The following is a 12,535-nucleotide window of genomic DNA, read 5'->3' as shown; positions in this document are numbered from 1 at the left end:
AATCGATATCAAACGATGCGTTGGACTTAAATGAAACCGCCGTATACGGAACCGTACGTACGGTGGTGTGAGAGGTCGGGGGTTAGTCACCCCCTCCTACTCGATTGCCTTACCTGGTATAAAAAATGACCAGGCCTATGCCCGGTCGAAAATCCTTTATTTTGGTGTTTCCACTTGCCATTTCTTCAAGTTTGGGTTCTTTTTTTGGACAACCGTATTTGGAAAAATAAATGTCCATGGTTTGCTCGTGTTCGCCTTAACGGTTAAGTTATCGAGCTTGAAAACCCCTTTTGCTACCACGTCACCGTCAGCGTCAATGAATTGAAGTGGGAGCTGTTTCAGTGTCACATGTTTGCCGCTGCCGTTCCGTATGAGAAGCGTGACGTATAGATCCCCATTATCTTGCGTTTTGGCTTGAATGCCCAACAAATTGATTTCCCCAGGTTTTGGGACTTCCAATTGATTGACCATCTCTTGTAAATGGGCTTTAGCTTCTGATGAAAGGTTTTGTTCCCAACTGTCATCAAGATCGAGCTGATGTTTGGGCTTCAATTCGAAGGCAATCTTCCAATCTTCTTTTGGCAGTTTTTGAACAAAAAGTTCCGTTGGACTGAAATGGAACCGCCAAGGACGGCTGCTGTTCGGTGGAAGTTCACCGATCACCGAAAGGTCCATCGTTTTTCTGCCAAGAATCTCTCCTTGGGATGACAGCAAGAGTAGGGTAGTTTGCCCAATTTGAATAGACTGGGATAAAGAACTTCTGATGAATGCCGTGACGACAATCCCATCTTCTTGCGGCGCCCAGTCGAGTCCGTAGATGGAAATTTGGTTAGGTGCGAGTGGCGGACATTGATTATTTTTGAACATGAAAACATAACGTTCTTCAGGTTTAATATTCCAACTAGGATGGAAGGAAAGCTTTGTTTTAATGGTTTGGTTCTCATGAATTGTATTTTTTCTCATGTTTGTGCGCTCATTTTTCATCGCGATTTTCTCCCTCGTCCAATCCCCAATTGGTTTCAACATATTTCGTAAGTTGAATGGCGATCATTTTTTCGATGGTTTCAAAAGTCTCTTTGAAAACATAGAAACCTTCTTTTTCGTACATGATTATCGGATCCGTTTGTCCGTAACCGCGCAGCCCAATGCCTTCTTTCAATTCTTCCATTTTTTCAAGGTGGTTCATCCATTGATCATCAATCGTGGTAAGAAGGATGAATTTCAAGAATTGTTGGAACGACTCATCTTCAGCCTTCATTTCAAGCCGTGTTTTGTATTCATGGAGCCGGTCTGAAACAAGATCTTGAATGTCACTGACATCGAGCATTTTTTCATTAATACTTCCGAAGTGGGCAATGACCCGGTTTAATTCTTTCTGAAGCGCGTCGAGGTCCCAATTTTCGGGAATGACGTGTTCAGGGCAATGCGCTTCAATGACCCGCTTCGCTTCATTTTCAACCATTGGGTAGACAATCTCCAGCATATTATCTTTAAATAAGATGTTGTCACGCACTTCGTAAATGACATTACGCTGCTCACTGACGACATTGTCAAGCTTCAGCGTGTATTCACGAATGGAGAAATTACTGCCTTCACAGATTTTTTGTGTTTTATCAAAGAAATCATGAATCCAAGTGTTTAAGATTTTCCCCTTCTCGTCGGTTTTTATCGATTGACGTTTCTTTTCAAGGTCATCTTCAGCAAATCGCTTGACGAGTTCATCTTCGAGGGATAGGAAAAATTGGCTCGAACCGGGATCGCCTTGTCTTCCGGCGCGCCCCTTAAGCTGATTGTCAATGCGGCGGCTTTCATGACGTTCCGTGCCAATAACATGTAGACCGCCAAGTTCGGCCACCCCTTCACCGAGTAATATATCCGTACCGCGTCCGGCCATGTTGGTAGAAATCGTGATTTGTCCCTTTTGACCAGCGAGGGCGATCATCTGTGACTCCTGCTCCACACTTTTCGCGTTTAGGAGCTGATAAGGCAAATGCGCTTGATCCAAATATTCGGCGAGGATTTCCGACTGTTGAATGGAAGTTGTTCCGATCAGAACAGGCTGTCCTTTTTCATGGCGCCGTTTAACCTCTTCGGTTACCGCTTTATATTTTTGTTTTACAGTTAAATAGACTTGATCGGGCAAGTCTTGGCGGATGACTGGTCGGTTGGTTGGAATCTGAATGACATCCATCCCGTAAATGGTTTGAAACTCTTTTTCCTCGGTTTTGGCCGTTCCGGTCATGCCGGATAGAATCGGATATCTTCGGAAATAGTTTTGTATGGTAATAGAAGCTTGTGTTTTATTCTCGTCGGTGAGCTTCAGCCCTTCCTTAGCTTCAATGGCCTGATGAAGCCCGTTGCTTAAGCTGCGCCCATCCATAATCCGGCCAGTAAAAGCGTCCACAAGATGGACTTCGCCGTCCCTTACGATGTAGTCGACATCGCGCTTAAACATCACTTCAGCACGCAAGGACTGAATCAGATAATGATAAAGTGTTTGATGCTCAATATCATAAAGGTTCTCAATACCAAACGCTTCCTCAACTAAAGTAATGCCTTCATCAGTTAAACTGACCGCCTTCGTTTCAGGATCGTAAGTGAAGTGCTTTTCGTTCTCCATTCCTTTAACGATTTGTGCGGTAATGTAAAATAAGTCTTTGCTGACAGTCGACTTTCTGGCTAAAATTAACGGCGTTTTTGCTTCATCTATCAAAACGCTGTCAATTTCGTCCAGAATGGCATAGTACAGCGGCCGTTGGACACGTTGATCTTTCGATTGGGCGATGTTATCCCTTAAATAATCAAATCCAAATTCATTCCCGACACCGTATGTAATGTCAGCCATATAGGCTTTCTTTTTGTCTTCGGGAGTCATTTCCGGTATGTTCAAACCGACGCTTAGTCCCAAGAATTCATGCACTTGACCGATCAAATCGTGGTCCCGTTTGGCAAGATAGTCGTTCACCGTTATGACATGGACCCCTTTACCTTCCAACGCGCGTAGATAACTTGGAAGTGAGGCAACAAGCGTTTTTCCTTCCCCAGTGGCCATCTCGGCGATATTTCCCTCGAATAAGGCGAGCCCGCCCATGAGTTGAACATCGTAATGCCTAAGGCCCAAAACCCGCTTCGAAGCTTCGCGGACAACGGCAAAGGCTTCCGGAATAAGGTCTTCCAAGCGGCAGCCTTCCTTCATTTGTTCCTTAAATTGGATGGTTTTGTTTCTCAGTTCTTCATCGGTAAGCCGAGAAATGGCAGCTTCCATTTCATTGATTTCTGCAACAATTCTTTTATACTTTTTTAACGTTTTCTGTTGAACATCGATTTTCATTTTATTTAAAAGCGGAATCATAAAATTCTCTCCTTGGATTTGAAAAAGGCTACCCCAAGTATAGCATAGAGTGAACCCCCATTCGATAATCTTTTTCACTCAAGGATTGGGTAAAATGGTATTTTTCATTTTTTAAAGAGAACTAGATTTATCCTTTAAAATCTGGTAGTTTATTTAAGAGATTAGAAGGGGGACATTATGAAAACAACACATTTTTTACATGGATCTTTTAAAGGGATTATGTTAGCCGGCGCTCTGATACTGATTTTTGCCCTTGTCCCGAAACAAAGCCATGCTACTTCATATGATTATGCCCAGGAGGCAGTGGATTTTCTAACGAGCCATAATATTATGGAAGGAAACAGCCGCGGTGATTTCATGCTCGATAAGCATGTGACGCGGGAAGAATTTGCCGCTTTTATTGTCAGATCTCTTAATCTATCAACCACTAACACTGGGAAAACTTTCTCCGATGTGCCACAGAGCCGCTGGTCCTATGACGAAGTGTCTGCGGCGGCAGCAGCAGGAATTATTAAGGGTTACAACAACGGGACGTTCGATCCCGACGGTGAAATTTCGAGACAAGATATGGCGCTGATGATCGATCGCATGCTCCGATACAAAAAAGTTCCAGAAAAGACGGGAACGGTTAATTTCACAGATAAAGATCAAATCCTTAAATCAGATGAATACGATCAGGCGATATCGAATGTCGTTGGTTGGGGAATTATTCAAGGTGACCCTGCCGGCACTTTTCGCCCAACAGATCATGCGATCCGTGCGGAAGCGGCAAAAGTCATTTATCTCGCCTACCAAGTCATTGATCGTGCCACATCGGAAAATCAACAAAAGCAAACAAAAATTATTAAAACCGTATATAACATCACCCTAAATGATGCTTTAACAAAACAAATGGCGGCAATTCCGCGAACCGATTTGTATACGAAATATATTGCTAGAGATGCCTTTGATATTGATGACAAAGGCCGGTGGATCATCACTTATGATACGAAGAATAAAGGATTATATCCGGTAAGAAACGGCCCGGGAAGCAATTACCCTATCATTGGTTATTTAAAACATGATGATCAAGTTTATTACGGCGGCCAAACGGTTACCGATGCCAATGGGTTAAGATGGTACAAGATTACCGGATGGATGATTCCGCTTCAGTCTGATGTCTTAAAATATCTGGATCCGAATCACTTCTCGGCGGATTACAACGAATATTACCAATTCATCAAATTATCCCAGAGCGCATCCATTAATGCCGATGAAGTGAATCAGAAGATTTTGGCAGGTAAAGGCATCTTGGCTGGGAAAGCTCAATCTTTCATTGATGCCGGAAAGCAATATAATATTAATGAACTTTACTTGATTTCACACGCTTTACTGGAAACAGGCAATGGCACTTCCGATTTGTCTAAGGGCGTTCATCTTAAAATCCAAGATAATGGGACAGTGACGATCGCCGAGACAGGGAAGCCATATGATGTCACGGTATACAACATGTATGGTTACGGGGCGAAGGATAGCGATCCTTTGCTTGGAGGCGCGACATTTGCTTATGAACATGGTTGGACAACACCAGAGAAAGCAATAATTGGCGGTGCGCAGTTAATTGCCCAAAACTATATAAATAAGGGACAGGATACCCTGTATAAAATGCGGTGGAATCCGGATAGCCCTGGCACCCACCAATACGCTACAGACATCGGCTGGGCCGTAAAACAGGTGAATAACCTAAAAAAACTTTACGACATGCTTGATTTTTATACATTAGTCTTTGATGTGCCTGTTTATAAATGAAGTGAAAGATACCGCATCCCGATGGAGGTATAAGAAGTCGGCGATGCGGTATTTTAATGGATGATCCTTTCTCATTTTTGGCTACGTCTGAAGGCAATGTTATAAATGCGGCTGTTTTCGACATATACTGAGTTTGATGTGTTTTTCTTTTGCGACCAAGATTAGGAAATATCAGAAATTGACATGACATAATGTTACATCTTTCAGCATTGTTTTCAATGTGGTATATTTAAAAGTAAAAAAGCTATTCATAAATGCAATTAATAAGTTGGTGGTTCAATGCCTTTTCCGAAAGTAAACATTTTAGGCATAGATTTTGACAACGTGACGATGTGTCAAATGATCGAGCAATTAAAAAAACATATAAAAAATGAAGATAAAGTGTTCGTTGTAACAGGCAATCCGGAAATCATTATGTACGCCTTGCGTCATCCGCGATACAAAGAAATCTTATCTCAATCCGACTATATCACTCCAGACGGGATTGGCATTGTTAAAGCATCGAAGTTGCTCAAGCAGCCCATCAGCGAAAGAGTGACGGGTGTGGATACGGTGCTAAATTTATTGGAAGTAGCGAATGAGGAAGAACTAAAAGTGTATCTTTTAGGCGCAAAGGATGAGGTATTGGAACGAGCCAAAAATTACATAAAGAAAAGATTTCCTGACTTAAAGCTTGTTGGCTGTCATCACGGCTACATCGATTTAAATGACAAGGAAGTTATTAATGAAGTGAAGTCTGCCAAACCAGACCTTATTTTCGTTGGCATGGGTTTTCCACGTCAAGAAGAGTGGATTTATCAAAACTTCCATCATTTCGATAAAGGCATTTTTATAGGGGTGGGCGGAACCATCGATATATTGGCAGGTGTGGCCAAAAGGGCCCCGGAGAGCTGGCAAAGGCTTAGCGCCGAGTGGCTGTACCGATTTCTGCAGAAACCAACTAGAGGGAAGCGCATGATTGCTCTTCCTTTGTTTGCGTATCACGTCATCCGGCAGAAAGTTAAAGGTAAGTCATAATGAAACAAAGTTTTCTAAAAGGCGCCTTCTTCATTACCGCCGCAACGTTTCTTTCAAAGGTTTTAGGGAGTTTATTCCGCATCCCTTTACAAAACATTGCCGGTGATGAAGTGCTCGGTATTTTTACCCTTGTTTTCCCTATTTATATGGTTATTTTGACATTGTCCGTAGCTGGGATACCGCTTGCCATTTCCAAGCTCATCTCAGAAGCGCTGGCAAAAAACGAGTTGGACAGTATAACAAATATATACAGAACATCAACGGTTTTAACTTTTTCATTTGGTTTGATCGGTTTTATCTTTTTGAACGTGTTTTCGGTTCCGCTATCCGCTGTTCTCGGCGGGCGTTCGTCTTTATGGTCGATTATTATGGTGTCTTTCACATTGCTTGTGGCACCGTATATGTCCGTCTACCGCGGGTTTTTTCAAGGGTTCAACGATATGCGCCCCACGGCTTTTTCTCAAGTTATTGAACAATTTGTTCGCGTGGCATTCATATTAATCTTGGCTTATGTCTTTGTAAATAAAGGCTTCCCTTCCTCCAAGATTGCTGCAGGGGTTATGGGAAGTTCAGTGATCGGCGCGCTTAGCTCACTGGTTTATCTGCGCTGGCATTATGCCCGTTTTATTGGGAAAAGGTCCGAGTTTGGAGAAAAGCGATACACATACGATTTTCAGCAATTTAAAAGTGGGGTAATAAAAATCCTTAGGCTGTCAATACCAATTGCCGTTGGATCGTTAATGATGGCTTTACTTAATTTGGTGGATTCGCTGTCGATACCGACGGCTTTAAAAGTATACGGATTAAGTCATATAAGCGATTGGTACGGCGTGTATGGACGCGGACTTGCGCTTGTCCAAATTGCGACGGTGTTTTCGACATCGCTTGTTTTGCCAATGGTTCCCGCCATTAGCGCTTCCATTGCGCTAAAAAACCATGCAAAAAATATACAACTTATAGAAAAAGCCCGCGGGCTGAATGTGATGATTTCTTGGCCGGCGGCTATTGGTGTGATGTGTCTGGCGATGCCACTAAACATGGCTTTGTTTGGCGATTTAAGGGGGAGCAGTATTATTGCCCTGCTTGGTTTCACATCATTCTTTAATGCAGTGGCGGTGCTTGATACCGGGATTTTGGCCGGAATGAATTTGCAAATTCAATCGGCAAAAATCATATTGCTCGCCGCGGTTTTAAAAGCCGCATTAAACTTTCTGTTTGTTTCGGTATGGGGATTAATAGGTGCGGCATTATCCACCCTCATCATTTTTTGTTTAATTTCTTTCTTTAACTTATATCTCATAAGGGGAAAGTACCCGGTTTCGATGTTGACAAAATCAAAAATTATCTATATTGGAGCCGGCTTGGTAATGGGAATGGTGGTTGGCATCCCGACTTATTATTTTCATGTTGCCACATGGTCAAGAATGTTTTCGCTAGTATACGTATTACTTACGGCGTTCGTTGGAGCCGGTGTTTATCTTGGTATCATTTTGATATTTATGGGCGCCAGTCAACTGCGCAAGCTCCCGCTAATCGGTGTGATGTTTGAAAAAGTTGTTCGAAAATGAATCCGAAAAGAGGGTTTCGATGAAATTAGTCATTTCGGGTTATTATGGCTTTGGCAATGCCGGTGATGAAGCGATTCTTTATTCGATTATAAAAGGTTTTCAAAGTCATGATAAAAACATAGATTTTATTGTATTGTCCAATCAACCCGAAAGAACGAAAAAAGAATTAAACGTTGATGCTGTGAATCGTTGGAACTATAAAAAAATATGGGAAGCGCTAAAGATTTCCGATGGGTTAATTTCAGGGGGCGGAAGTCTCTTGCAAGATGAAACGGGTTGGAAGAGTGTGCCATATTATACAGGCATCATGGCAATGGCATGGTTTCAAAGGAAGCCATTTATTGTTTTTTCACAAGGTATCGGTCCGATTCGTCATGCCTACATCCGGCGGCTTGCTGCGTTTATCATCTCCAAAGCGCGTTATATTTCAGTAAGGGATGAGGCGTCGAAAAAAACATTGCGCCAAATGGGTATCAAACAAAAGATCGATGTCATCCCGGATCCTGTCCTCGCGATGGGCGGCCATTTTTCTCCCGAAATCGATGAGGAAAAAAACAGAAAGACCATTGCCGTTTCGATTCGTCAATGGCCGAGCCAGCAAGATTATTTGGATAAAATAGTTAGGGTTTTGCAAAAATGCGAAGCCATGGGATACTCTGTCGTGTTTGTGCCGATGCATGAAGGAGAAGACTTCACTATTTCTCTTCAGGCGGCCGAGCGGTTATCAGACAGTGCGACGGTCATTTCGCCGACTTTAACCTTTCGCAACAAAATGGCAATCATTCAAAAATGTGGTGTGGTCCTTGGCATGCGCCTCCATGCATTGATCTTTGCGGCGGCAGGCGGCATCCCCTATGTTGCCCTGTCTTATGACCCTAAAGTAGAAGCGATGGCAAAGCTCTGTCATCAACCGCTAATTGGTACGGTCCATGATCACTGGCGGGAGGATCAATTGCTCGAACTTTTAGTAGAACAGATGGAAAAGAGGGATGAGGTGAAGAAAGAATTGCAGACGATTCTCGCTCCCCTCACCGATCAATATGATGCGGCCGTCCGGAATGCTATTAATGCCATCTTGTAACTCCCGTATTGTAAAGAAATAGTTATTCTTATGAAATAGCATTTGGACAGGTATTGAGTTATAATGGTACAGGATTTTATTTTGATGTTAAAAAAAGGAGTTCTTTCGTATGATTAACTTCGCCATTATCGGATGCGGTCATATCGCAAAAAAGCACGCTGAACAAATTGCCGCAACAGAAGAGGCCAATCTTATCGCTGTTTGTGATAAGATTCCGGAAGCGATGGTGCCTTTCACCGAACAATATCATGTTGAAGCGTATCAAGACTATGATGAAATGTTAAAAGATTGTCGCATTGATGTTATTTGTATATGCACGCCAAGCGGTCTTCATGCTCCTTTAGCCGTTAAAGCTGCACAGGCGAAAAAACATGTGATTGTTGAAAAACCGATTGCGTTAACCCTTGAGGATGCGGATTTAATTATAAAAGCTTGTAAAGAAAATGGTGTGAAATTATCGGTGGTTCATCCCAACCGATTCCGTCCGGCCATCATGAAGCTAAAGCAAGCCATGGATGAGGGCAGGTTTGGTAAATTAAGCCACGCTAATGCAACCGTGCGCTGGAATCGAAACCAAGCCTACTATGATCAAGCGCCATGGCGGGGGACAAAAGCGTTAGATGGCGGCGTACTTATGAATCAGGCGATCCACAACCTTGACCTCTTGTTATGGATTGTAGGGGATATTGAAGAAGTCTACAGCATGCAAGCAACGCGTTTGCGAAATATTGAAGCGGAGGACGTTTCCGTCGGAGTGGTTCGTTTTAAAAACGGTGCACTTGGTGTCATCGAGGCGGCGACAACCATTTATCCCAAAAATTTCGAAGAGTCCTTTAGTGTTTTTGGTGAATCAGGTACAGTTAAAATAAGCGGACGCACTGCGAATAATATAGCGCATTGGGATATTGAGTCGATGAGTGTCGAAGAAACGCAAGCAATCATTAAGGAAATAGAAAATGATCCCTTTGGGCAACCTGGGCACAAATGGATTATTCAAGATATGGTTAATGCTATAAAAGAAGACAGGGAACCAATTGTGTCAGGTGTTGATGGGAAGAATGCCTTAGCTTTGGTTCTCGCACTTTACGAATCTGCTGAAAGAAATCAACCTGTTAAATTGGGTTGAATAGGAGGATATCATTGATGGGTGTTTATGAGGAACTGTTAAACAAAATTGAATCGAAACAAGCAACAGTTGGTGTTGTTGGTTTGGGCTATGTGGGCCTGCCACTAGCAGTTGAAAAGGCCAAAGCAGGCTTTAAAGTCATCGGTTTTGATGTGCAAGAAGAAAAAGTGAAGTTGGTCAATGAAGGCGTCAACTACATTGGTGACGTTATTAATGAAGAGCTATCCGAACTCGTAAAAACAAAGAGGTTGACGGCAACAACGGATTATTCCTTTATCAAGGATGTTGACGCGGTGGCTATTTGTGTGCCGACACCTTTGGATATTTATCAACAACCCGATACATCCTATGTCGAAAACTCCGCAAGTGAAATTGCGAAATATCTCCACAAAGGCATGCTTGTTGTTTTGGAAAGCACGACCTACCCGGGGACTACGGAGGAAATTGTTAAGCCTAAATTGGAATCTACCGGTCTAGTTTGCGGGGAGGATTTCTTCCTTGCCTATTCCCCAGAACGCGTTGACCCCGGTAATAAACAATTTAAAACAAAAAATACCCCGAAAGTGGTCGGAGGCGTCACGAAAAAATGTACCAAGGTAGCAGCAAAGCTCTATTCAAGCGTGCTTGAAAGTGATGTATATGAGGTGTCTTCTCCAGCCGTAGCCGAGATGGAAAAAATCCATGAAAATACATTTAGGCATATCAATATTGCTTTAGCCAATGAAATGGCCATTCTTTGCAATAAAATGGGTATTGATGTTTGGGAAGTTATTGATGCGGCTGCAACCAAGCCTTATGGATTTATGCCTTTCTATCCCGGTCCCGGACTTGGCGGCCACTGCATTCCGATTGACCCATTCTACTTAACGTGGAAAGCCCGCGAATATAACTACCATACCCGTTTAATTGAACTTTCCGGCGAGATCAATAATAGTATGCCTGAGTTCGTTGTGAACCGCTGCATGCAAATACTGAATGAAGAGAAAAAACCGCTGAACGGTTCTAAAGTGTTGGTTCTCGGTGTCGCTTATAAAAGAGATATTGACGATGTTCGTGAATCGCCAATATTGGACATTCTAACATTGTTAAGCAATGCTGGAGCCGAATGGGTTGTTGCGGATCCTTATGTCAAAACCTTTAAGTTGAACGGTCAATTAGTTGAAACATGTGCACTGACACAGGAGGCTGTCGAAAGCGCAGACTTGGTTTTGATCGGTACGGATCATTCTGATTTTGACTATGATATGGTTCAAAAATATGCAAAAGTTATTTTTGATACAAGAAACGCCATACCTAGAGGAAAAGTAGTATCCAAAAAATATCACCGTTTATAATTACAGGTGTTTTTAATGCGTATTAACAATTATTTGTTAGATATAGGAAAAGTTATGAGCGGCATGGTTTTGGTAAACATTTTGACCGTCATTACCCTTCCGATCATTACCCGAATCTACAGCCCGGAGGCTTACGGAAGCTATCAAGCCATGCTCGCTCTCATATTAACGCTCGGTGCGGTTTCCACTTTACGGTACGAAATGTCCATTGTGCTGCCGAAAAAGGATATCTCGGCAACTTCCATAGTAAGGTTATCCGTTTATATCTTGCTTGGAGTAACTTTCCTCTACTACATTTTGACGTTGTTTTTTCATAACGAAATCGCGAAGTATTTTCATGCACCGGAATATGCGGCTTGGCTGTTGCCGTTGCTCATTTTTCTCACAGCCATTAAACCGATTTATTTGTCCTGGTATTCCCGCACAAGACAGTATGGATTGGTTTCCAAGAATAATGTATGGGAACAATTGATCAACAGGCCATTAATGATTTTATTCGGATGGCTCAGTCCATCAGTTTTTTCATTAATAGCCGCATATATGTTGAGCAAGATCTTTACGACCATTAATTTAGTTACGAGATCAAAAATTGACATTACGAAATTCAAGAAAAAGTTATTGGGCCATTATATGAAAGAATATAAAAAGTTTCCTTTGTTTTTGACGCCGGCGACATTTGCCAACACCCTTGCGGCGCAAGCGCCGATGTTATTATTGGGCTTGTTTTTTAACGCGGCTGTAGTAGGTTATTATTCCGTCGTTCAAAGGTTAGTCAATATGCCGATGTCGTTGATGCAGCAATCGATGAGCCAGGTGTATTATGAACGGGCAGCGAAGGAGCTGAATGAAAAAGGCAACGCGGCGTCGATTACGCTTAAGACGATTGCGGCTTTAAGCGGTTTGGCGGTTGTCGGTGCGATTTTCCTCTATTTCCTAGGAAATCCGATCATCAAAATCTTTTTAGGAAAGAATTTTCATGAAGCGGCGACTTATTTGGTTCTGCTCATTCCATGGTTTGTTTTTCGTTTTATTAAAGCGCCGATTAATTATTGGGAACTGATTAACAGACAAGAAATGACATTGGGTCTTCACTTTTTTCAATTGGCTTTAATCGCGGCTATTTTCTGGATTTTCCACAGCAACGCGAGAGAAACCATTTTGGCTTTTTCTCTGGCGATGGGGGCGTATTACCTCATTAACATCATGTTCATTGTTTTTCATTGTTTAAAAGTATTAATAGGAAAGAAAACGGCTTAATCCATTGCGCAA

Annotated in this window: 8 protein-coding genes and 2 pseudogenes; 8 read left to right on the top strand and 2 right to left on the bottom strand. The window is 42.4% G+C overall.

Going from position 1 to position 12,535, the window contains the following annotated elements:
• Window positions 1–156: 156 nt before the first annotated feature.
• Both H532_RS0116620 and secA2 read right to left on the bottom strand, forming a co-directional pair.
• A complete protein-coding gene (locus H532_RS0116620; protein WP_162142939.1) occupies window positions 157–984 on the bottom strand; it encodes an accessory Sec system S-layer assembly protein in 828 nt (275 codons plus the stop codon).
• Window positions 974–3,352, bottom strand: coding sequence for an accessory Sec system translocase SecA2 (secA2, locus tag H532_RS0116615; RefSeq protein ID WP_027726398.1), 2,379 nt, complete (start codon window positions 3,350–3,352; stop codon window positions 974–976). Before secA2 ends, H532_RS0116620 begins: the two co-directional genes overlap by 11 nt.
• 177 nt (window positions 3,353–3,529) lie before the next feature.
• On the opposite strand from secA2, the pseudogene H532_RS21155 reads away from it, so the two are divergent.
• The 8 genes and pseudogenes from H532_RS21155 to H532_RS0116580 all read left to right on the top strand — a co-directional run.
• Window positions 3,530–4,111: pseudogene (locus H532_RS21155) on the top strand (S-layer homology domain-containing protein); the annotation flags it as partial.
• Window positions 4,112–4,393: 282 nt separating this feature from the next.
• Window positions 4,394–5,140: pseudogene (locus H532_RS21150) on the top strand (N-acetylglucosaminidase); the annotation flags it as partial.
• Window positions 5,141–5,419: 279 nt separating this feature from the next.
• Window positions 5,420–6,157 carry a WecB/TagA/CpsF family glycosyltransferase gene (locus tag H532_RS0116605; protein ID WP_027726397.1) on the top strand — a complete coding sequence of 246 codons (738 nt, stop codon included), beginning with the start codon at window positions 5,420–5,422 and terminating at the stop codon, window positions 6,155–6,157.
• Window positions 6,157–7,725, top strand: coding sequence for a putative polysaccharide biosynthesis protein (locus H532_RS0116600; protein WP_027726396.1), 1,569 nt, complete (start codon window positions 6,157–6,159; stop codon window positions 7,723–7,725). The genes H532_RS0116605 and H532_RS0116600 overlap by 1 nt, the downstream gene beginning before the upstream one ends.
• A 19-nt stretch (window positions 7,726–7,744) precedes the next feature.
• Window positions 7,745–8,806 carry a polysaccharide pyruvyl transferase CsaB gene (csaB, locus tag H532_RS0116595; RefSeq protein ID WP_027726395.1) on the top strand — a complete coding sequence of 354 codons (1,062 nt, stop codon included), beginning with the start codon at window positions 7,745–7,747 and terminating at the stop codon, window positions 8,804–8,806.
• 109 nt (window positions 8,807–8,915) lie between these two features.
• Window positions 8,916–9,932 (top strand): Gfo/Idh/MocA family protein, encoded by a 1,017-nt coding sequence (locus H532_RS0116590; protein WP_027726394.1) that lies wholly within the window; start codon window positions 8,916–8,918, stop codon window positions 9,930–9,932.
• A gap of 17 nt (window positions 9,933–9,949) precedes the next feature.
• Window positions 9,950–11,266, top strand: a complete 1,317-nt coding sequence (locus H532_RS0116585; protein ID WP_027726393.1) for a nucleotide sugar dehydrogenase — start codon at window positions 9,950–9,952, stop codon at window positions 11,264–11,266.
• A 15-nt stretch (window positions 11,267–11,281) separates the two neighbouring features.
• Window positions 11,282–12,523 carry a lipopolysaccharide biosynthesis protein gene (locus H532_RS0116580; RefSeq protein WP_027726392.1) on the top strand — a complete coding sequence of 414 codons (1,242 nt, stop codon included), beginning with the start codon at window positions 11,282–11,284 and terminating at the stop codon, window positions 12,521–12,523.
• The last annotated feature ends 12 nt before the right edge of the window (window positions 12,524–12,535 follow it).

The sequence above is a fragment of the Tuberibacillus calidus DSM 17572 genome (assembly GCF_000430685.1).
In the GTDB taxonomy this organism is placed as follows: Bacteria; Bacillota; Bacilli; order Bacillales; family Sporolactobacillaceae; genus Tuberibacillus; species Tuberibacillus calidus.
This window is presented reverse-complemented; position numbering and strand designations above follow the sequence as displayed.